Source organism: Olsenella uli (assembly GCF_901212655.1).
GTDB classification, from domain to species: domain Bacteria; phylum Actinomycetota; class Coriobacteriia; order Coriobacteriales; family Atopobiaceae; genus Parolsenella; species Parolsenella uli_A.
In genome coordinates this window covers 41,963-62,950 of record NZ_CAAKON010000020.1, presented here as the reverse complement: position 1 = coordinate 62,950, position 20,988 = coordinate 41,963, and the positions used below count along the sequence as shown (strand labels likewise).

Here is a 20,988-nt window from a genome sequence, read left to right as displayed (position 1 = left end):
CGGGCGTGTGCCCAAGGGAGGCTTCATGGATTCGTGCGAGAAGGTTACGGTTGTTGGCGGCGGGCTTGCGGGGTCTGAGTGCGCGCTGCAGCTGGCGGCGCGCGGCGTGCCCGTGCGCCTCTTTGAGCAGCGGCCGGCTCATTGCTCGCCCGCGCACCACACCGACGGCCTCGCCGAGCTCGTGTGCTCGAACTCACTCAAGTCCATGCGGCGCGACTCCGCGGCTGGCCTGCTCAAGGAGGAGCTTTCCCGCATGGGGTCCAAGCTGCTCGCGTGTGCCCGCGAGGCCGCGGTGCCCGCGGGCGGCGCCCTTGCCGTCGACCGCGAGGACTTCTCGCGTCGCGTGGGCGAGCTCGTGGCGGCCTCTCCCTTGATCGAGGTCGTGCGCGAGGAGGTCACCGGGGTGCCGGCAGGCCGCTGCGTCATCGCCGCCGGCCCCCTGTGCTCCGACGCCCTTGCCGGTGCGCTGCGCGAGCTCGTGGGCTCCTCCTCGCTCTCGTTCTTCGACGCGGCCGCCCCTATCGTCGACGCCGAGAGCATCGACCGCTCTGTTGTCTTCTCGCAGTCACGCTACGAGGAGCAGGGGGCCGGAGACTACCTCAACTGCCCTATGGACAAGGCGGAGTACGAGGCGTTCATCGGCGAGCTTCTGGGTGCCGAACGCGTCGTCGCGAAGGACTTCGAGCAGAGCGACCTCTTCTGCGCCTGCCAGCCCGTCGAGGAGGTGGCGCGCACCGGCTTGGATGCCGCCCGCTACGGGGCCATGAAGCCGGTGGGCCTCACTGACCCGCGGAGCGGGCGCAGGCCCTGGGCCGTCGTGCAGCTGAGGCCCGAGAACTCGGAGGGCACCGCCTACAATCTCGTGGGCTTCCAGACGAACCTCACGTGGCCGGAGCAGCGCCGTGTCTTCCGCATGATCCCCGGCCTCGAGAACGCCGAGTTCTTCCGGTACGGCGTCATGCACCGCAACTCCTTCGTCGACTCGCCGCGCTGCCTCGACCGCACCTTCGCGGTGCCTGGCACCACGGTGAGGCTCGCTGGCCAGATCACGGGCACCGAGGGCTACACGGAGGCCATCGCGTCCGGCCTGCTCGCCGCCCTGAACACCTTCGCAGACCTCAGGGGCCTGGCGCCGGTGGAGCTGCCGCGCACGGGCGCTTTTGGGTCGCTGGTGTCCTATGCCACCAGCCCCGAGACGAGCCCCTACCAGCCCATGCACGTCAACTTTGGCATCGTGCCGCCCCTCGGCGGTCCCCGTCTCAAGAAGCGCGAGCGCTATGCCGCCTATGCGGACCGGGCGCTGGCCGACCTTGCGGCCTATCTCGAGCAGCGTCGTGACCTCTTTGGGGAGTGAGCGCCTGGGGAGCGAGCGCCTGGGGAGCGAGGCTACGGCGGCAGAGCGCCCCGGGGCCAGACGTGAGGTTCGGGCCGTCTCGGTGGGCGAGGCTCCGGAGGGCGAATCTCTTGGGAGCGTATTATCGGCAAGCGAGCTGCGGGGCGCTGCCCAGGATGAGTTCGACCTGCGCGTCTCCGAGTTCCTCTCCTATGAGGGGGAGGTGAGAAACCTCTCCCCGAACACGGTGAGGGCCTATGCGACCGACCTCTCCGAGTTCTCGGACTGGGCGAGGCGGGCGGGCGTGAACCCGCTGGTGGTCGAGCATCGCGAGCTGAGGGGCTGGCTCGGGGGGCTCTCACGCGCCGGCTATGCGACGACAACCATCAACCGCCACCTCTCGGCGGTGCGCGCGCTTTACAAATGGCTGCTCAGAAGGGGGTATGCCAACGAGGACGCCGCCGCGGTCGTCTCGAGCCCCCACCTTCCCAAGCGGCTGCCAAAGACCATGACGGACGCCGACGTGCGGCTGCTCATCTCGTGCTGCGGCTTGGACGAGGTGGGCGTGAGGGACGCCTGCATGGTGGAGCTGCTCTACGCCACCGGCGCGCGTGTCTCAGAGGCGTCGGGCCTCGACGTTGCCGACGTCGACTTTGCCCAGGGCCAGGTGCGACTCTTCGGAAAGGGGTCCAAGGAGCGCATCGTTCCGGTGTACGAACGCGCCCTCGCGGCTACCCGAGCCTACCTGGAGGAGGGGAGGCCCTCGCTTGCCCGCGCGGGCGCGTCCTGCCCGTCTGCGGCGCTCTTCCTATCCCGGCGCGGCCGCCGCATGTCCGCCGACTCCCTGAGGGCCCGGTTCTCGCGGCTCGTTGCCGCAGCGGGGCTCGACCCATCCCTTACGCCGCACGCCGTGAGGCACACGTACGCCACGGAGCTCCTGGCCGGCGGCGCGGACCTCAGGAGCGTCCAGGAGCTGCTTGGTCACGAGAGCCTCTCCACCACGCAGATCTACACGCACCTCACGAGCGACCGGCTCCGGGAGGCAGCGGTCATGGCCCACCCCCGCGGCATGGCTTAGGTGCATAAAGATTCCCTTGCGCGGTGTGCGGCTGGATGGTAATCTGTATCACCGCTGTGCAATCGCCAGCACTACATCACACGCGCTGCGACCCGTAAGCCACGGTGCCCGGACATCCGGGTGGCCCTACGGGGATGACCAGTGCGGAGGCCAACCGAGAGAGGTAGCACCATGGCAGTAAAGATTAATCTCAACGTCCTTCTTGAGGCCGGTTGCCACTATGGCCACCAGACCCGTCGTTGGAACCCGAAGATGAAGCCGTACATCTTCGGCGAGCGCAACGGCATCTACATCCTCGACCTCAAGCAGACGATCATGGACGCCGACCGCGCCTACACCTTCCTGAAGGAGACCGCTGCCAAGGGCGGCAAGGTCCTCTTCGTCGGCACCAAGAAGCAGGCCCAGGAGCCCGTCGCCACCCAGGCCGAGCGCTGCGGCATGCCCTACATCAACCAGCGCTGGCTCGGTGGCGTGCTCACGAACTTCGTGACCATGCGCTCCCGCATCAGCCGCATGGAGGAGCTCGAGGCCATGGTCGAGGACGGCCGCATGAGCGCCCTCCCCAAGAAGGAGCAGGCCGTGCTCGGCAAGGAGCTCGAGAAGCTGCAGCGCAACCTCGGTGGCGTCCGCGACCTCAAGCAGCTCCCGCAGGCCCTCTTCGTCATCGACTCCAAGCGTGAGGAGCTCGCCATCCGCGAGGCCAACCGCCTGCACATCCCGGTTGTCGCCCTGCTCGACACCAACTCCGACCCCGACGTCGTTGACTTTGGCATTCCCGCCAACGACGACGCCATCCGCTCCGTCTCCCTCATGACCGAGCTCGTGGCCGACGCCATTCTCGCCGGCACCGGCAAGGAGCAGATCACGGCCGAGGAGATGGCCAAGGGCAGCACCACCCCCGCCGTCGAGGCTCCCGCCGCCGAGTAGCCGTAAGGCCTTCGACAGCCCATAAGGTGAAATGTGGGGCGTCGTCCGCTTCGGGCGGCGCCCCGTTACAATGAACTCGTTTGATTTGAAGTTCCAAGTCGAGAGAGAGGCACACATGGCTCAGATTACCGCCGCACTCGTCAAGCAGCTCCGCGAGATGACCGACTCCCCGATGATGGAGTGCAAGAAGGCTCTCGTCGAGGCCGATGGCGACATCGAGAAGGCCGTCGACGTCCTTCGCAAGATGGGCATGGCCAAGGCTGTCAAGAAGGCTGGCCGCGAGACCAACGAGGGCACCATCGCCGCCTATGTCTCCGAGGACGGCAAGACCGCCGCTCTCGCCGAGGTCACCTGCGAGACCGACTTCGTGGGCACCAACCCCAAGTTCACCGCCTTTGCCAAGAACGTCGCCGCCGTTGTCGCCAAGGCCAACCCCGCTGACGTCGAGGCCCTCAAGGCTGCCGAGTTCTCCCAGGACGAGACCGTCGAGGCCGCCCTCACCGAGATGATTCACGTCATGGGCGAGAACATGAAGGTTGCTCGCTTCGAGCGCCTCGCCGTCGAGAACGGCGCCTTTGGCACCTACGTCCACGCCAATGGCAAGGTGGGCACCGTCGTCGAGTTCTCCTTCTCTAAGCCCGAGACCGCCCAAGCCGAGTCCTTCAAGACCTTTGCCCACGACTGCGCCATGCAGGCTGCCGCCATCCCCGGCACCATCTCCGCGCGTCGTGAGGATGTCCCGGCCGACGTCGTCGAGCACGAGATGAGCATCTACAAGGCCCAGGCCGCCGAGTCCGGCAAGCCCGAGCCCATCCAGCAGAAGATCGCCGAGGGTCGCCTCAACAAGTTCTTTGCCGAGTCCGTCCTCTCCGAGCAGGCCTTCATCAAGGATGGCGACATCACCATCCGCCAGTATGCCGAGAAGGTTGGCAAGGAGCTCGGTGACACCATTGAGGTTGTTGCCTTCAGGCGCCTTACCTTCGGCGAGTAGGTTCTCCTCGCAAGGTAGCGTCGCATAGTTGCATTGTGAGAGGGGCCCGGCGCATTGTGCGTCGGGCCCCTCTGCTAGAATCAATAAGAATCTATGGCCCGATGGAAGGGGAGTCCCTTGACGGACTACAAGTACAAGCGCGTCCTGCTGAAGCTTTCCGGCGAGGCGCTCATGGGCTCTGTTGGCTACGGCGTCGACCCGAAGGTCGTCGACCACCTCGCCCAGGAGATCAAGGTCATCCACGACGACGGCATCGAGATTGGCGTCGTCGTTGGTGGCGGCAACATCTTCCGCGGCGTCGCCGGCGCCGCTGGCGGTATGGATCGCGCCCAGGCAGACTACATGGGCATGCTCGCTACGGTCATGAACGCCCTCGCGCTCCAGGACAGCTTCGAGCGCCACGGCATGACCACGCGCGTCATGAGCGCCATCAAGATGGACGAGGTCTGCGAGCCCTACATCCGCCGTCGTGCCATCAAGCACCTGGAGAAGGGCTACATCGCCATCTTCGCTGCGGGTTCCGGCAACCCCTATTTCACCACGGACACGGCAGCTGCGCTGCGTGCCTGCGAGATAGACGCCGACTGCCTCATGAAGGCCACCAAGGTCGACGGCATCTACGATGCAGACCCCAAGACGAATCCCGAGGCCAAGCGCTTCGATACCATCTCCTACCATGAGGTCCTCATGCGCGACCTCAAGGTGATGGACGCCACGGCTACCGCCCTGTGCAGTGACAACAACATGTCCATGATCGTCTTTAACATCGACCAGCCGGGCGTCTTCGCCGACGCCCTCAAGGGGATGCCCGTTGGCACCACCGTCGTTGGGGAGGAGACCAACTAATGAGTGAGATTCTGGACACGGCGCGCGGTCGCATGGAGAAGAGCCTCGAGGCCCTTCGAGCCAACTTCGCCAACATCAGGACGGGCCGTCCGAACCCGCATATCCTCGACTCCATCGAGGTCGATGCCTACGGCTCCACGATGAACATCACGGCGCTTGCCGGCGTGCGCGTCTCTGAGGGCACGATGCTGCTCGTCGAGCCCTATGACAAGAGCATCCTGAACGCCATCGAGAAGGCCATCTCCCAGTCTGACCTTGGCATTACTCCCTCCAACGATGGCGTCGTCATTCGTCTGCCGTTCCCGAAGCCCACGGGCGAGCGCCGCAAGCAGCTTGCCAAGGACTGCAAGGCCTGCGGCGAGGAGGCAAAGGTTGCCGTCCGCAACGTCCGTCGCGAGGCCAACGCCAAGCTCGAGCGCGATGGGGAGCTCTCCGAGGACGACGTTCGTCGCGAGCAGGCTAAGGTACAGAAGCTCACCGACGAGTTCGTCAAGAAGATTGACGAGGCCACGAAGGCCAAGGAAGCCGAGATTATGGAGATCTAGGCATCGGGCGGCTCTTCTTGCTTGGAGAGTGTCCGTCTCCACTTCCGGTTTCTCTGCGAGGCTCCCGTTTTGCGGGGGCCTCGCTCTGTGTTTCCGGCCCTTTGCCGTCTAGGGGTTTCGTTCGCATTGGGCGCGCCTCGGGCTTCCGTGCGATAATGGCTCGATGCAACGGCGGGCCGTTGCATATGCGCATGCAATCGCTGCGTACTTGTTCGGCTTGCTACCTGCTCTTATCTGTTGGTCCGAGGATTTGGAGACCCACGTGCAGCGTGACGATGAAAAGCTCGTCGAATACTTCGCGAATCCGCCCGAGGACATCTCTCTGGGCGACGTCGACCTGGACCGCTTGCCCTCCCACATCTCGGTGATCATGGACGGCAACGGCCGCTGGGCAACCCGCCAGGGCAAGGAGCGCGGCGAGGGGCACGTCGCGGGCATCAAGAGCCTGCGCGAGACCATCACCGCGTCCGTCCGCCTCGGCATCGACGTCCTGTCCGCTTACGCCTTCTCCACGGAGAATTGGAAGCGCCCCCAGCATGAGGTCGACCTGCTCATGCACCTGTTTGCGACCACGCTCGTGAAGGAGCTGCCGCTCTTTCATCAGGAGAACGTGCGCCTCGTCTTCCTCGGGGACATCGAGGCCCTTCCCGCCCAGACTCGCGAGGTCTTCGAGCAGGGCCTCTTCGAGACCGCGAACCACACGGGCATGACGCTCACCCTGGCCGTGAACTACGGCGCCCGTGCCGAGCTCTCCCGTGCCGCGCGTCTGCTCTCCGAGCGCGTGCTCGCCGGAGAAATCTCGCCCGAGCAAATCGATCAGGACGCTGTCTCGTCCTCGCTTTACACGGCCGGCCTGCCCGATCCGGCCCTGCTCATCCGCACCTCCGGCGAGCTGAGGCTCTCGAACTTCCTGCTGTGGCAGCTTGCCTATAGCGAGTTCTACGTCACGGACACCCTCTGGCCCGACTTCTCCCGCTGGGAGCTCCTTCGCGCCATCCGCTCCTTCCAGGGGCGAGACCGTCGGTTCGGCGGCGTGATCGCCAAGTGATGGCGGGGAAGAAGGCCCGGGAGACGCTGGCGACTTCCACGCGCGCGCCTCGCAGCATCGATTCCGCGTCCGACAACCTCGAGCGCCGGCGCGAGGCACGCGAGGGCGAGCGCGTCATCGGCGGGCTCAGGTCCCAGCGCGCCCGCTCGTGGACGGAGAAGTTCCTCACCCGAACCACGAGCGGCACCATCTATGTCCTCTGCGTGCTTGCCTGCCTGTTCTGGGGCAGGTTCCCAACCATGGTGCTCATCACGGCCATGGCATGGCTGTGCTGCTCCGAGTTCTACCGTATCGCGCGTCTCGGCGGGCGCATGCCCAACGAGTTCATAGGCCTTGCTGCTGCCGTGCTCTATCCGGTGGTGGCGCTCTTCAGGCCTGAGGCGGAGACCGCCGTGACCCTGCTCAGCATGCTTGCGGTGGGCACCTGGTACGTGCTCACGCCAAGGGCAACCATCGCCGACGCGGCCGTCACGGTCTTTGGCGCCATCTACACGGGCCTGCTGTTCTCGGCCGTCGTCACCATCAGGGCCTCCGAGCCCGGGGTCGAGGGCGCCCTACTCACGCTGGGCGTCATGGGCTCGGTCTGGGTGAACGACGCCGCCGCCTATCTCGTGGGGTCTCGCGTCGGCCGGCACAAGCTGGCCCCGCGCATCTCGCCCAACAAGAGCTGGGAGGGCCTCGTCGGGGGCCTTGCCGGCTCCGTGCTCATCTGGCTCATCCTCGCGTGGCTCAGGGTGCAGGACATCAACCCCATGCTTGCCGTGACGGGAGGCGTGCTTTGCGGCGCCGCGGGGGTCGTCGGCGACCTGTTCGAGAGCCGCCTCAAGCGCTCCGTCGGCGTCAAGGACGCGGGCAACTTCATGCCCGGCCACGGCGGCCTGCTCGACCGCTCTGACTCGATGCTCTTTGCGTCGATGACGGCCTACTTCGTCCTTCGCTTTGGGGGAATCATATGACGATTTTCGAGGACACCTGGGCTCGCGCCGAGCGGCATCGGCCGCTCAGGGTAGCCATCCTGGGCTCATCTGGCTCGATTGGCACGCAGGCGCTCGACGTCTGCCGCAAGCATGCGGACAAGCTCAAGGTAACGGCGTTGGCCGTCAATTCCTCGTGCGAGAGGCTCGTTGCGGCCGCGCGCGAATTTGGCGTGCCTCACGTGGCCGTGGCCGACGAGGCCAGGAGGGGAGACCCGGCGCTCTCCGAGCTTCCCGAGGGTTGCGAGGTCGACTTTGGGCGGGATGCCGTGACGAGGCTCGCGAGCCTGCCCGACGTTGACTGCGTGCTTGTGGCCGTGGTGGGCGAGGCCGGCATCTGGGCCAGCTACGAGGCGCTTCTGGCAGGTAAGGTCTGGGCTCCGGCCAACAAGGAGGCCCTGGTGGCGGGTGGCGACCTGCTCATGCCGATGGCCAGGCCTGGCCGCGTGCTTCCCGTGGACTCTGAGCACAACGCCATCTTCCAGTGCCTCGTGGGCGAGCGCAGGAGCGACGTGCACTGCATCTGGCTCACGTGCTCGGGCGGCCCCTTCTTCGGCCGCAGCCGCGATGAGCTCGAGCGCGTGACGGCCGCGGAGGCCCTCGCGCACCCCACGTGGACCATGGGGCCCAAGATCACCATCGACTCCGCGTCGCTCATGAACAAGGGCCTCGAGGTCATCGAGGCGCACCACCTCTTTGACGTCCCGGTGGACGACATCAACGTCCTGGTTCACCGCCAGAGCCGGATTCACTCCGCGGTCGAGTTCGCCGACGGCTCCGTGAAGGCGCAGCTCGGTCCCTCGGACATGCGCATTCCCATCCAGTACGCGCTCAGCTATCCCGAGCGCTGGGAGTCCCCGTGCGAGCGCGTGGACTACAGAGGCCTTGCCCCCATGACCTTCGAGGCGCCGGACACCGAGGCCTTCAGGTGCCTTGCCCTCGCGCTCGAGGCGGGCCGTGTGGGTGGCACGCTTCCGTGCGCGATGAACGCCGCCAACGAGGTTGCCAACGCGGCCTTCCGCGCGGGTGCCTGCGGCTTCTGCGACATCGATCGCGTCGTCGAGTCCGTCATGGACGGCACGCGCGTGGAGCCGGTGTGCTCGCTCGAGCAGATCTCCGAGGTTGACGGGGACGCGCGCCGTCGCGCCCAGGCGGCCCTGGAGGGGATGCGCCGATGAGCGTCCTTGCGAGTGTCGCCTCGGCCGTGTTCTGGGGCGTGGTGCTGCTGAGCGTCCTCGTCTTCGTGCACGAGGCCGGCCACTTCCTCTCCGCGCGCGCCTTTGGCATGCGCGTGACGGAGTTCTTCCTTGGCATGCCCTGCCGGCTTCGCCTCTCCTGGCGCAGCCGCTCGCGGGGCACCGAGGTTGGCGTGACGCCCATCCTGCTTGGTGGCTACACGCGCATCTGCGGCATGGATGGCGAGGCAGGCGCATATGCGGCGGCGGTGTTGGGGAGCCTTGCGCGCAGGGGTAGGGCGACGCTTGCGCAGATAGCCGGGGACGCGGGCTGCTCCGAGGACGAGGCCCTCTCCGCCCTTGCCGTGCTCGTCGACTGGGCCAGCGTTGAGCCCCACTATGACCCGGAGCTTGGCGAGACGCCCGGCCAGAAGGAGTGGCCCGAGAGCTTTCAGACGGTCCGTCGCGACGCGAGGCTGCTCACGGCATTCGACCGTGGCCATGACTTCTCCCAGACGGGCTCCACGGAGGCTGGGGAGCCGCATACCCTCCCCGAGGGTGGGGCCGAGGCCCTGCTTGCCTCCGAGCGCGCTCGCACGTACCAGGGCAAGGGGGTCGCGGCGCGCCTCGTGACCCTGCTTGCGGGCCCTGCCGTCAACATCGTCCTGGGCCTCGCGCTTGTCGCCGGCACCCTGAGCGTGGGCGGGGTCACGGTCGCCCGCGACGTGAGCGTCGTGGGCGCGGTTCAGGCGTCCTCCATGGCAGAGGCGTCCGGCATCGAGGCGGGAGACAGGGTGACCTCGGTCGCCGGCAAAGAGGTCGCCACGTGGACCGAGATGGGCTCCGCCCTCAAGGCTGCCATAGCCGCGGGCTCGCCCTTCGAGCTGCGCTACGAGCGCTCCGGCGAGGAGCTCGCCACCACGATTGATCCTTCTGCCTTCCCGGGGCAGTCCATGTTTGGCGTCACGGCCTCGACCGAGCTCTACCATCCCGCAATCCTCGACTCGCTGCGCGTGGCGTGGAACTACGTTGGCATGACCGCCAGCTACGTGCTGCAGCTCTTCCAGCCCCAGCATGCCGCGGAGGTGGTGTCTCAGTCGAGCTCTGTGGTGGGCATCTCGGTCATGGCGTCCGAGGCTGCCTCCTCCGGCGTCACGGACTTCCTCTTCCTCATGGCGGCCATCTCGCTCTCGCTCGGCTTCATGAACCTCATCCCCATCCCGCCTCTGGACGGCGGCAAGGTGCTCATCGAGCTCGTCCAGCTCGTGAGCCGGCGTCAGGTGCCCTATCGGGCGCAGACCTACCTCTCCTACGTCGGCCTCGCCCTGGCCATGCTGCTGTTTGTGTTCGTCCTCAGGCAGGACATCGTACGCTTCGTCCTTGGAGGCTAGCCTCAGATGATTGACCTTCGCATCGGCTCAGACGGCTCCATGCCACTGCCGCGCGATCTTACCCATCAGGTGCGCGTGGGCGCCGTTGCCGTTGGCGGCGGCGCCCCCGTCTCGGTGCAGTCCATGTGCACGACGAAGACGACGGACCCCACCTCCACGCTCGCCCAGATTCGCGTCCTCGAGGCCCTCGGCTGCGAGATCGTCCGCGTGGCGATTCCCCACGCGGATGCCCTCGACGGGTTCCGCGAGATCTGCGCGGAGTCCCCGATTCCCGTCGTCGCCGACATCCACTTCGACCATCGCCTTGCCATCGAGGCGGCCCGTCGCGGCGCCTCCGCCCTGCGCATCAATCCCGGCAACATCGGCTCCTTCGAGCGGGTCGACGCGGTGATCGACGCGGCAGGCGAGGCCGGCATCCCCATCCGCATCGGCGTGAACGCCGGCTCGCTCGACCGGGCCATCGACGCGCGCGAGGACCTGACGCAGCCCGAGAAGCTCGTGCAAAGCGCCGTCAGCTTCGTGCGTCACTTCGAGGATCGCGGATTTGAGGACATCGTGCTGTCCGCCAAGGTCCACGACGTCCCCGCGACCATCCTCACCAACCGCGAGCTCTCGCGCCTTTTGCCGCACGTGCCGCTCCACCTGGGCGTCACCGAGGCGGGCACTGTTCGCCAGGGCACGGTCAAGAACGTGAGCGCGCTTGCCGTCCTGCTCTCCGAGGGCATTGGCGACACGATGCGCCTGTCGCTCACGGCGCCTCCCACCGAGGAGGTGCCGGTGGCCTGGGAGCTGCTCCAGTCGCTTGGCATGCGTCGCCGCACGCCCGAGCTCGTGAGTTGCCCCACCTGCGGGCGCTGCCAGGTCAACCTCATCGACATCGCCGGCGAGGTGGAGCGCAGGCTGCAGGCCGTGAGGGCCCCCATCTCCGTGGCCGTCATGGGCTGCGTCGTGAACGGGCCCGGCGAGGCGCGCGGGGCAGACATCGGCGTTGCCTGCGGCAAGGGAACGGGCCTGCTCATCGCGGGCGGCGAGACCCTTCGCAAGGTCCCGGAGGACCGGATCGTCGACGAGCTCTTCAGCGAGATATCCGAGCGCTTCGAGCGGTAGAATCTCGAACGTTGCAACTTCGTAGTTAGGATTGCCCATGAGGCCCATGTACATGTCCAGGCTCTACGCGCCCACGCTCAAGGAGGACCCGGCCGAGGCGGAGCTCGCGAGCCATCGTTTGCTGCTGCGTGCCGGCATGATCCGCAAGGAGGCGGCCGGCCTCTACACGTACCTGCCGCTGGCCATCCGCTCCCTGAACAAGATCGAGGCCATCGTGCGCGACGAGATGGACGCGTTCGGGGCCCAGGAACTCCTGACCCCCATCATGGTGGACGCCGCGCTCTGGGAGCAGAGCGGCCGCATCGGCGCCTACGGCCCCGAGCTCATGCGCTTCAAGGACCGTCACGAGCGCGACTTCGTGCTTGGCCCCACCCACGAGGAGACGCTGACCGACCTCGTGCGCAACGAGCTGAGGAGCTACAAGCAGCTTCCCGTGAACCTGTACCAGATCCAGGACAAGTTCCGCGACGAGATCCGCCCGCGCTTTGGCCTCATGCGCGGCCGCGAATTCATCATGAAGGACGGCTACTCCTTCAACGCCACGCAGGAGAGCCTGCAGGAGACCTATGACGACATGAAGCGGGCCTACGCCAACATCTGCGCCCGCTGCGGGCTCAAGGCCCTGCCCGTGGTGGCCGACTCCGGCCAGATCGGCGGCGACACCTCCGTCGAGTACATGGCCCTCGCTGACGCCGGCGAGGCGAGCCTGGTCTACTGCGACGCCTGCGGCTTCGCGGCCGACGACGAGGCGGCCTCCACGCAGGTCGCGGTCACGGAGGGCCCGGGCGACGGCACCCTGCAGAAGGTGAGCACCCCTGGTATGGGCACCATCGAGGCGGTGTCCAAGTTCTTCGGCTTCCCCGAGAACGGCACCCGCAAGTCTTTGGCCCTCATCGCCGAAGACGGCACGCCCGTGGTCTGCATCGTTCCGGGCGACCACGAGCTCAACGACTGCAAGGCCGAGCACCTCTTTGGCGAGTACCACCTCATGACGGAGGAGGAGCTCGAGGAGAATCACCTGCACAAGGGCTTCATCGGCCCGGTGAACCTTCCCGAGGGCATCCGCCTTGTCTGTGACGAGAGCCTCAAGTCCTCCACGAAGTGGGCCTGCGGCGCCAACGAGGTGGACTACCACTACACCGGCGCGTGCCCGGGCCGCGACTTCGAGGTCGACGAGTGGGCCGACCTCGTGACGGTCGTCGCCGGCGACCCCTGCCCGCACTGCGGCAAGCCGCTTGCGGGCGCGCGCGGCATCGAGGTGTCCCAGGTCTTCCAGCTTGGCACCAAGTACTCCGCGGCCATGGGCGCCACCTTCATGGACGAGGACGGCAAGGAGAAGCCGCTGCTCATGGGCTGCTATGGCGTGGGCGTCTCCCGCACGCTCGCGGCCGTGGTGGAGCAGCACAACGACGAGCACGGCATCATCTGGCCCGTCTCCGTGGCTCCGTACGAGGTTGCCGTTGTTCCCCTGGACGTCAACGACGACCTCGTCTGGCCTGCCGCGAAGGCCGTCGTCGACGGGCTTGCCGCCGAGGGCATCGAGGTCGTCGTGGACGACCGCAAGGAGCGTGCTGGCGTCAAGTTTGCCGACAACGACCTGATGGGCTTCCCATACCAGCTCGTGTTTGGCAAGCGTGCCGTCAAGGGCGGTGCCTGCGAGCTCAAGGTGCGCGCCACGGGCGAGCGCAGCGAGGTCTCGCTCGACGAGGTGGTCGCCAAGGTGGCCGAGCTCGTTCGCTCGCAGCGGGCCTAGGTCACAGTCACCATTCTTGGCCCACGCGGCTTCGCCTCTCGTTGGGTATGAGGGGCGCCGCGTGGGCCTTTCCGTATCTCTCGTCACCATGTTGGAGGCCACGCGATGCGTTCCACAAACTCCGACCTTGCCCGCCTCGCCACGAGCGGCATCAGGCGCTTCACGGCCCTCGCCAACGAGGTTCCCGGGTGCGTCAAGCTCACGCTCGGCGAGCCCGAGTTCGAGACGCCAGAGCCGATTCGGGCGGCCGTCTCCGAGTCCCTCGCGCGCGGCCTCACGCACTACCCACCCAACAACGGGCGTCCCGAGCTGCTCGGGGCGCTCTCGTGCCACATGGCGGGCCAGGGCCTCTCGTACGGTCCGGACGAGATCATCGTCACCTGCGGCGCCACGGAGGCCCTTGCGGCCACGCTTGCGTCTTTAATGGACCCGGGTGACGAGGTCGTCATTCCCGTGCCGACGTTTGGCCTCTACGAGACGCTCGTGCGCTCGTTCCATGGTCAGGTGCGTTTCCTCGACACGTCTGAGAATGGCTTTCAGGTCGACCCCGACGCGCTCAAGGTACTCGTGACGCCGCATACGAAGGCACTCGTCCTCACGTCGCCCAACAATCCCACGGGCTGCGTCTACTCCACCGAGACGCTCGACGCGGTGGCCTCGGTGGCTGCGCGCGAGGGGCTCGTCGTCATCTGCGACGACGTCTACAACCAGCTTGCCTACGACCCCTTCGAGCGCCTTGCCGTGCGGCATCCGGAGCTGCGCGAGCAGCTGGTGGTGGTCGACTCGTTCTCGAAGCCCTGGGCTATGACGGGATGGCGCCTCGGCTGGCTTGCCTGCGCGCCTGCGCTCAAGGCCGAGATTCAGAAGATGCACCAGTATCTCGTGTCGAGCGTGCCGAGCTTCCTGCAGGACGCCGCGGTGGTTGCGCTCGCAACCGACCCGGCGCCCATGCGCGAAACCTACCGGCGCCGCCGTGAGATCGTGTGCGAGCGGCTTGGGGACATGGGCCTCGAGCTCGAGCGTCCCGCCGGTGCCTTTTATGCGTTCCCGAGCGTCTCTGGCACGGGGCTTGGCTCGGAGGAGCTTTGCGAGCGTGCCATCCGGGAGGCGGGCGTGGCGCTGGTGCCTGGTACCTGCTTTGGCACGGAGGGCTTCGTGCGCCTGTCGTACTGCGTGTCGGACGACGACCTGGCTCGTGGCCTCGATCGGCTCGGGGGATTCCTGGCCTCGCTGTAGGCTGCTCGCAGGTCCTGCGGTCCTCGGGGGCGTGCAATTCGAATCTTGGGATCTGTCATCGCTGGCCCCGCAGTCTTGCGCTTGCGGACTAAGGGGCCCGCTTGCTTTTCCCGCTCGCGTTTACCTGCGCTCGCTATTCGCTTCCAAGGAAGGACCCAGACTGGCGGCTCCAGAGGCGCGCGTACTCGCCCCCGGCCTCCACGAGTCCCTCGTGCGTGCCGTCCTCGACGATGGTGCCGTGGCTCAGCACCACGATGCGGTCGAGGGACGCCACGGTGGAGAGGCGATGAGCCACCACGATGGACGTGCGGCCGCGCATGAGCCGCTCGAGGGCGTCCTGGATGAGTCGTTCGCTCTCGGAGTCGAGCGCGCTCGTGGCCTCGTCCAGCACGAGGATCGGCGCGTCGGTGAGGATGGCGCGCGCGATGGCGATGCGCTGCCTCTGGCCTCCCGAGAGCTTCACGCCGCGTTCGCCCACCTGCGTGTCGAGCCCGGCGGGCAGCCGGTCGATGAACTCGGTGGCGTTGGCTTCCTCGGCCGCGCGACGTATCTCCTCCTCCGTGGCCTCCGGTTTGCCATAGGCGATGTTCTCTCGGATGCTCCTGTGGAAGAGCAGGGGCTCCTGGGGAACGTAGGCGATGTGGCGCCTGAGGCTCACCTGGCTCACGTGTGCGATGTCCTGGCCGTCGATGAGGATGCGGCCACGCTGCAGGTCCTCCAGGCGCAGGAGCAGGGTCGTGAGGGTGGTCTTGCCAGACCCCGAACGTCCCACGAGGCCCACGCGCTGGCCTGCGGGGATGTCGAGCGTGAAGTCGTCGAACACGCGGTCTGTCTCCTCGGCGTCCGCGTGGCGGAATCCCACGCCCTCGAAGCTGATGTGGCCCTCGGGCACGCTGAGCTTAGGGGCGTTGGGGTCGTCTGCCACGAGCCTCGGTTCGTCGAGGACGAGCGTGAGGTCGTGGGCGTCGCCAAAGGCGCGGTTTATCTGCTGGAACATCTGGGAGAGCATGTTGAAGCGGCCCGTGAGCGTGTTCGTGTAGGTGAACATCATCACGAGCGTGCCGGCCGAGATGCCAAACCAGGCATTGCCTCCGGCGATGAAGACGGCCGTGAGACCCATCATCAGCACGATGAGCGAGCTCGTGACCGCGCCCGTCTTTACCGTGCGGCGCATGCGCGCGGAGTCCGCCCGGCGCACCTCCTCGTTTGCCTCGCGGAATATGTCCTGCTCGTAGGCCTCGCGACCGGCGGTCTTCACGGCCATGATGTTGGTGATGCTGTCCGAGAGCTCTCCGGAGAGCCGGTTCTGGGCGCCCGACGCCGCGGCGTTGATGGGCAAGATCTTGCGATAGAGCTTGAACACCACGAGCACATAGGCAGCAAGCACCACTGAGAGTGCGGCCACATAGGCGGGCACGAGCGGGGCGAGCATGGCCACCGTGAACGCGACCGTGGCGGCGCTGGGGAGGGCTGAGTAGGTAAAGGTGTCCATGAGGGTCGAGTAGGCCGAGATGAACTTCTGCGTGGAGCTCACGAGCGAGCCCGAGTAACGGTTTGCGTGAAAGGTCATGCTCTGGTTGGAGAGCGTGTCGAAGGCGAGCCTGCCAAGCTCGTAGCCGGCGGATATCTCGAGCTTCGCGCAGGTGTAGTCCTGGAGCTTCGAGCAGGCCTGACCGGCAACGTTCACCGCCACGAGCGCCAGCATGTGGAGGCCGAGCCGGGGGAGCACCTCATCGGCTCCTATGCCGCCCGCTCCCACGAGGTCGACGATTCTGGCGATGATGAGCGGGTTGGCGAAGGTGAGGAAGAAGACGTAGCCGAGGGTGACCGCGACGTCTGCCGCAAAGAGCCACCCCTGCTTGCGGGTGACCTGCCAGTAACGGGTGAGCGTTCGCGCTGTGGCCGAGCCCCTTGGCTTGGTGCTCCGGCCTGTGGTGATTGTGGGCATGGGGAGTCCCTTTCCGTGCTGGTGTGTGCCTTGCTAGGGTACCCAATTAGTGACGCTGTGTCACTTGTGAAATGAGGTCTCGAGCGCGAGCCTTTCCGGTGGTATAAGGTGGGCGCAGGCATTCGGGCGAAGGTCCGATAGGGCGATGGGAGGCCGCATGGCTACGCTCGTCATCATGCGTCATGGAGAGAGCGTCTGGACGGACAAGGCCGTCAACAGGTTTGCCGGTTGGGTGGACATTCCGCTCACGGACCGAGGGCGTGTCCAGGCTCATCACGCGGGGCTTCTTTTGCGGGAGGCGGGAATCGAGCCCGTCGAGTGCATGACGTCTGTGCTTGGCAGGTCTATCGAGACGGCGAGGATTGTGCTTGACGACATCGACCGCGCCTGGCTTCCCGTCGGTCGAACGTGGCGCCTGAACGAGCGCCACTACGGGGCGTTTCAGGGCCAGACGAGGCCTGCCATGCGCGAGCGTTATGGCGAGGAGGCCTTCAATCTGTATCGCCGTAGCTATGACGTGCGCCCTCCCGAGATTGACCGCACGTCTGAGTTCTATCAGGCGGATGACCCTCGCTACGGCATCGACTTTGCCGACGGGTTGGATGAGCTGGATCCCGCGACGATCAGGAGCGAGTCGCTGGCCGACCTCCGCAAGCGGCTGCATCCCTGGTGGGAGGCCCATGTGCTTCCCGTCCTCGCGAAGGACCGCTGCGTGCTGATCGTGACGCATGGCTCCGTCGTGCGCTCCATCCGCATGGCTCTCGAGGACATATCCCCCGAAGCTATTCGCTCGGTGAACGTGCCCACCGGCGTGCCCCTTGCGTATCACTTTGCGGTGGGAAAGGACGGTATTCCGCGCGTGAGCGGGGAAGGCCACTACCTCGATGAGGCTGCGGCTCGCATAGGCATCAAAGCCACGAGCGAGTTGGGCACGGCATGAGTGCTCGGGGCTGGGGTTTGCGCGGCCTACGAGCGTTCATGCCACATGCGAGCTCGGCTTTGTGCGATTCGGGGCGGTTGGTTCTTAATTCGCGCTTGACCAGGGCCTAGCTTTTGGTATTATTTCTTTCGCACCAACTCACGGGGATATAGCTCAGTTGGGAGAGCGCATGACTGGCAGTCATGAGGTCAGGGGTTCGAACCCCCTTATCTCCACCAATTAGTACAGGCGGCGGCTTCGGTCGTCGCCTTTTTTCTAAGGGCCTATGGCGCAACGGTTAGCGCAGGGGACTCATAATCCCTGGGTTGCAGGTTCGAATCCTGCTGGGCCCACCAGAGACACCGCAGGTCTGGGGCGCGTTTTGCCCCGGCCTGCTTTTTTACTATGTCATGTCACGAAAATCGTGACAGGTTAGATGATACCAAATCGGTCAAACGGGCAGATGAACCCAGGTGGGAATCGAGCGGAGGGATGCGCGTGTCCAAGGATCTCGAGTTCATCTATACAGACGACTCGGAGTGGGGCTTAGACGACGCCTACGGTGTCTTCCGGATGCTCTCCCACGTCATGGAGAAGGCCCCGCGCAAGGCCTACTACGCCGACGTGCTGTCCTCCATAGACTTCTCCAGGGTCGGGCCCGTCACGCTCGCGATCGCCCGCGCCGTGCTCGGCGACGTGCCAGACGCGGCGATCGCACTGAGCGACAAGCAGCTCGACGACATCCTCTCCGCCCGTCCGCTCGACCCGCCGCTCAGGCTCTCCCGCACGGCTGGGCCGGAATCGCGCTACGCGAGCCTCGGCATCTACATCTAGCCATCCCGGCGGCCAGGAGGGAAAGCATGAGGACAGACCTCGGACTGGAAGACTTCACCGAATCCCTCCGCGCGCTCGACGCGGAGCTCGACGCGGAGCTCGACGCCAGGGGATACCAGGGTGAGCTCGAGATCCGCGCCCTGGGAGGCTTCGCCCTGCTTGCCCATGGCCTCAGGGAATCCGGCTACACGGCAGATATTGACACCGCGACGCCTGACCTCACCCCGGTCGAGCGTGCTGCCGTGCTGGCTGTCGCCAAGGCCCTCGACCTGCCCCCAGACTGGCTCAACAACGACGTCGTCATGGGCTACGACGGGGAGACGACGTGGGATGACGTCGACGCCCTCGACGTGATGCTCGAGGCAGACTGCGAGCTCCTCGACTTGCCAGGGGGCCTTACCCACGTCTCCGTGAGCGTCGCCACGCTCGAGACGCTTGCCAAGGCGAAGGCCTATGCCTGCGAGGACATCGGCTTCGGCCGCACCCCGAAGGATGCGGACGACCTCATGGAGGTTTGCGCAAGGCTCGGCGCGCATGAGCTCTCCGAGGCCAGGGCGATCCTGCCATGGCTCTCCGACCCCGAGTTCTCAGCCGCCCGTGACGTCATCCGAGCGCGCTCCGAGGGGTCGGGCAAAGACCCGCGCCCCTCCTCCTCAGCCGTCATCGCCGACCTTGGCCTCGCCGTGGGCGAGGGCGTCCACGCCGACCATCCAATGGGCGACGACGTCCCAGGCCGTCATGGCGCCCGCTAGCGATTGCGCCGGGATTCTATTCCCGGGGTGCTAACAACAAGACCCTTCCGTGAGGTACGTTCTTAAGGTCCGCAAATCCCCTAGCCGGGCCTCATTCTCCACAGGCCCTACGCCGCGCGCCATTGACGCACGGCGCGTCACCCGGCACGGCCGGGCTCCCAACCCCGCTCGCTCCTTCGCAACGCCCGGGACTCCTTCAGGGGCGAGAGGACCAGGAGGTGGGTCGTTCGCCAGTGCGACGTCATCGTCGAGAGGATGCTCTCGAAGAGGAGGGCCACGTGGTGGATATCAAGGCGCCGCGCCTCCTCGCTCGCGTGGACTACGGCGCCAGGCGCCTTCGCACGCCACGCTCGGGCGGCGCGGCTCCCTCCGGGGCGGCTCCCTCGCGTCTGCTCCCTCGCACCGCGCGGCAAGGGACGCCGCGCGACCCCAATCCCACGTCCACGTGCTGCCCACACCTCCCGCCGGGTCAAGGCGCCGGCGACTTTCCCGGCACACCTCGCCGTAAAACTCCCCGGCTTCCTCCTTGACCCGGCTCTCCCGTCCCGCAGCAACAGGGGGCCCAACCTTTGGGGAAGGCAGACGCGCAGGGCATCCGGCCCCAAGCAACTCACGAGATGGGAGTCTCAGAATGGCCGAGCACGGGATCAGCATCCAGAAGTTCGTGTGCAAGTTCGAGGCCGAGCGCGAGCGGGAGGCCACCGTGCAGTTCCTTCGGGCCATGCTCGGCTTGTCCTTCGTCTCCGTGTGGCACAGTTGAAAGAGGAGGTCGCCTGTTGAAATATGGGATATTATTGGATTCCCATAGGCTAGAATACGGAGGTTGTTATGGCGCTGATTCAGACGACTGTGGATGACGCGGTGAAGTCGAGGGCTGACGAGGTGTTCGCCAGGAGCGGCCTGACTACACCAATGGCAGTCCGTGTGATGGTCACGCAGGTTGCCAACGAAGGAAGAAGCCCCTTTGACGGCCTCTTCTCTCGGGGTACCGCCCTCGACCTTGCCGATGACATTCGCCGGGACATGGTCTATGCCGAGGCACAGGAATATGGCTTGATTCACGACGACGCGGCCGCATCGGCAAGCGTTCCGGATGACATATTGGCCGAGCTTGGTCTCGCTCCATCTGAGGTCGGGCAATGAGCCGCTGGACGGTCAAGGTTCCCCATCGGTTTTGGGAGACCCTGGCTCGCCTCAAGCCCAAGTACTCACGGCAGCAGATGATCGAGATCATCCAGACGATCAGGGACTGCATAGAAGAGCTTGCCCAATGTGGAGAGATCTCCGAAACCGGACGGGCTGAGCATAATATTATTAAGCCGCCATATTCCGATGGGATGCACTACGAGTTCCATATCTTTGACGATGATGTACTCGACGTCTACTTTAAGCGTGAAAGTCGTATGGTCATCCGTATGGTCGGCGTTTACGACCACAAAGGCATCCCATCTGCCTGAGGCGCCTTGACCCTTCCCGCCCCGCAGCCGACCGACTCCCACGGCTGTGGGGCCTTTCCTTTATGGCTTGTTCGTCCCTCTTCTCGCCGCCAACCCCGGCGGACTCTAGCGGTGGACGCAACACCCGCCAACTAGGCCGCATCCTCCGACTCGTCTATCAGCTTCGCGAAGAGCTCGCTCGGCTTCATGAGCCCGGGCGTCTTCCTCGGCCTGTCGTCGGGCCCCTCGGCGACGGCGTCGAGGTGGCCCTCCGGGCACGCGCCCGAGTCGGTCCCCCTCGGGAAGTGCTGGCGAGGGAGGCCGTTCGCGTTCTCGTTCGTGCCGCGCCGCCAAGGCGAGCGCGGGTTGCGGAAGCAGGCCCGCATGCCGAGCGCCGCGCCGGCCTTCCTGTGCCGCGCGAGCGCGCCTCCCTGGTCCCACGTCAGCGAGCTCAGCATGAGCTCGGGCAGGCGGGCCATCCCCCCCCCGCGATGCCAGTCCACGAGGGCGCGCCCGTCGCGGCCGGTCGACCTTGCGCGCCCGTTCCCCCAAACCTTGCCGGTGCACTTGGAGACGCCGACCGACTTGGCCGCCTGCGTGAAGCTCGTGCCGCCGGAGACGAGCCCGAGGTACTTTCTCCTGCGCGCCTCCCGCATCTCCCTCGGCTTTCCGTAGACGGCTCCGTCGAATTCGCA

21 protein-coding genes and 2 tRNA genes are annotated in these 20,988 nt (G+C 66.2%); 21 read left to right on the top strand and 2 right to left on the bottom strand.

Going from position 1 to position 20,988, the window contains the following annotated elements:
* The first annotated feature begins 25 nt into the window (after positions 1–25).
* The 13 genes from trmFO to EFAMC2_RS02810 all read left to right on the top strand — a co-directional run bounded on the left by trmFO (position 26) and on the right by EFAMC2_RS02810 (position 14,404).
* Positions 26–1,354, top strand: coding sequence for a methylenetetrahydrofolate--tRNA-(uracil(54)-C(5))-methyltransferase (FADH(2)-oxidizing) TrmFO (gene trmFO, locus EFAMC2_RS02870; protein WP_154026803.1), 1,329 nt, complete (start codon positions 26–28; stop codon positions 1,352–1,354).
* Positions 1,335–2,411 (top strand): tyrosine recombinase XerC, encoded by a 1,077-nt coding sequence (locus EFAMC2_RS02865; protein WP_261980009.1) that lies wholly within the window; start codon positions 1,335–1,337, stop codon positions 2,409–2,411. Before trmFO ends, EFAMC2_RS02865 begins: the two co-directional genes overlap by 20 nt.
* A 171-nt stretch (positions 2,412–2,582) precedes the next feature.
* Positions 2,583–3,338, top strand: a complete 756-nt coding sequence (gene rpsB / locus EFAMC2_RS02860; RefSeq protein ID WP_154026801.1) for a 30S ribosomal protein S2 — start codon at positions 2,583–2,585, stop codon at positions 3,336–3,338.
* 115 nt (positions 3,339–3,453) lie between these two features.
* Positions 3,454–4,329, top strand: coding sequence for a translation elongation factor Ts (gene tsf, locus EFAMC2_RS02855; RefSeq protein WP_154026799.1), 876 nt, complete (start codon positions 3,454–3,456; stop codon positions 4,327–4,329).
* 117 nt (positions 4,330–4,446) lie between these two features.
* The gene (gene pyrH, locus EFAMC2_RS02850; RefSeq protein WP_154026797.1) at positions 4,447–5,175 is read left to right on the top strand and encodes a UMP kinase; all 729 of its coding nucleotides are present in this window, start codon (positions 4,447–4,449) and stop codon (positions 5,173–5,175) included.
* Entirely contained in the window at positions 5,175–5,720 is a 546-nt protein-coding gene (frr, locus tag EFAMC2_RS02845; protein WP_154026795.1) for a ribosome recycling factor, read from the top strand. The genes pyrH and frr overlap by 1 nt, the downstream gene beginning before the upstream one ends.
* A 262-nt stretch (positions 5,721–5,982) precedes the next feature.
* On the top strand, positions 5,983–6,768 hold the full coding sequence (locus tag EFAMC2_RS02840) for an isoprenyl transferase (RefSeq protein WP_187325110.1): 786 nt from the start codon (positions 5,983–5,985) through the stop codon (positions 6,766–6,768).
* Positions 6,768–7,724, top strand: a complete 957-nt coding sequence (locus EFAMC2_RS02835) for a phosphatidate cytidylyltransferase (protein ID WP_154026791.1) — start codon at positions 6,768–6,770, stop codon at positions 7,722–7,724. The genes EFAMC2_RS02840 and EFAMC2_RS02835 overlap by 1 nt, the downstream gene beginning before the upstream one ends.
* Entirely contained in the window at positions 7,721–8,920 is a 1,200-nt protein-coding gene (gene dxr / locus EFAMC2_RS02830; protein ID WP_154026789.1) for a 1-deoxy-D-xylulose-5-phosphate reductoisomerase, read from the top strand. Before EFAMC2_RS02835 ends, dxr begins: the two co-directional genes overlap by 4 nt.
* Entirely contained in the window at positions 8,917–10,308 is a 1,392-nt protein-coding gene (locus EFAMC2_RS02825) for a M50 family metallopeptidase (protein WP_154026787.1), read from the top strand. The genes dxr and EFAMC2_RS02825 overlap by 4 nt, the downstream gene beginning before the upstream one ends.
* A gap of 6 nt (positions 10,309–10,314) precedes the next feature.
* Positions 10,315–11,415 (top strand): flavodoxin-dependent (E)-4-hydroxy-3-methylbut-2-enyl-diphosphate synthase, encoded by a 1,101-nt coding sequence (ispG, locus tag EFAMC2_RS02820; RefSeq protein ID WP_154026785.1) that lies wholly within the window; start codon positions 10,315–10,317, stop codon positions 11,413–11,415.
* A gap of 46 nt (positions 11,416–11,461) precedes the next feature.
* Positions 11,462–13,168: a proline--tRNA ligase gene (locus tag EFAMC2_RS02815; protein ID WP_154027180.1), complete on the top strand. Its 1,707-nt coding sequence runs from the start codon at positions 11,462–11,464 to the stop codon at positions 13,166–13,168.
* Between the two features lie 105 nt (positions 13,169–13,273).
* Complete coding sequence (locus tag EFAMC2_RS02810) at positions 13,274–14,404, top strand: pyridoxal phosphate-dependent aminotransferase (RefSeq protein WP_154026783.1); 1,131 nt, start codon at positions 13,274–13,276, stop codon at positions 14,402–14,404.
* 133 nt (positions 14,405–14,537) lie between these two features.
* Here the strand turns inward: EFAMC2_RS02810 and EFAMC2_RS02805 are convergent, their stop codons facing one another.
* Positions 14,538–16,352: an ABC transporter ATP-binding protein gene (locus EFAMC2_RS02805; protein ID WP_154026781.1), complete on the bottom strand. Its 1,815-nt coding sequence runs from the start codon at positions 16,350–16,352 to the stop codon at positions 14,538–14,540.
* 157 nt (positions 16,353–16,509) lie between these two features.
* On the opposite strand from EFAMC2_RS02805, the gene EFAMC2_RS02800 reads away from it, so the two are divergent.
* From EFAMC2_RS02800 to EFAMC2_RS02770, 8 genes are all read left to right on the top strand, one after another.
* Positions 16,510–17,292 (top strand): 2,3-bisphosphoglycerate-dependent phosphoglycerate mutase, encoded by a 783-nt coding sequence (locus EFAMC2_RS02800; protein WP_154026779.1) that lies wholly within the window; start codon positions 16,510–16,512, stop codon positions 17,290–17,292.
* A 142-nt stretch (positions 17,293–17,434) separates the two neighbouring features.
* A tRNA-Ala gene (locus EFAMC2_RS02795) sits at positions 17,435–17,510 on the top strand.
* Between the two features lie 41 nt (positions 17,511–17,551).
* A tRNA-Ile gene (locus tag EFAMC2_RS02790) sits at positions 17,552–17,627 on the top strand.
* Between the two features lie 142 nt (positions 17,628–17,769).
* A complete protein-coding gene (locus EFAMC2_RS02785; protein ID WP_154026777.1) occupies positions 17,770–18,105 on the top strand; it encodes a hypothetical protein in 336 nt (111 codons plus the stop codon).
* A 26-nt stretch (positions 18,106–18,131) separates the two neighbouring features.
* On the top strand, positions 18,132–18,857 hold the full coding sequence (locus tag EFAMC2_RS02780; RefSeq protein WP_154026775.1) for a hypothetical protein: 726 nt from the start codon (positions 18,132–18,134) through the stop codon (positions 18,855–18,857).
* 631 nt (positions 18,858–19,488) lie between these two features.
* Positions 19,489–19,617 carry a hypothetical protein gene (locus EFAMC2_RS10250; protein WP_261980006.1) on the top strand — a complete coding sequence of 43 codons (129 nt, stop codon included), beginning with the start codon at positions 19,489–19,491 and terminating at the stop codon, positions 19,615–19,617.
* 68 nt (positions 19,618–19,685) lie between these two features.
* A complete protein-coding gene (locus EFAMC2_RS02775) occupies positions 19,686–20,000 on the top strand; it encodes a type II toxin-antitoxin system RelB/DinJ family antitoxin (protein WP_154026773.1) in 315 nt (104 codons plus the stop codon).
* A 77-nt stretch (positions 20,001–20,077) separates the two neighbouring features.
* Positions 20,078–20,314, top strand: a complete 237-nt coding sequence (locus tag EFAMC2_RS02770) for a hypothetical protein (protein ID WP_261980005.1) — start codon at positions 20,078–20,080, stop codon at positions 20,312–20,314.
* A 131-nt stretch (positions 20,315–20,445) separates the two neighbouring features.
* Here EFAMC2_RS02770 and EFAMC2_RS02765 read toward each other — a convergent pair whose 3' ends face one another.
* A complete protein-coding gene (locus EFAMC2_RS02765) occupies positions 20,446–20,949 on the bottom strand; it encodes an IS30 family transposase (protein WP_154026770.1) in 504 nt (167 codons plus the stop codon).
* Between the last annotated feature and the right edge of the window lie 39 nt (positions 20,950–20,988).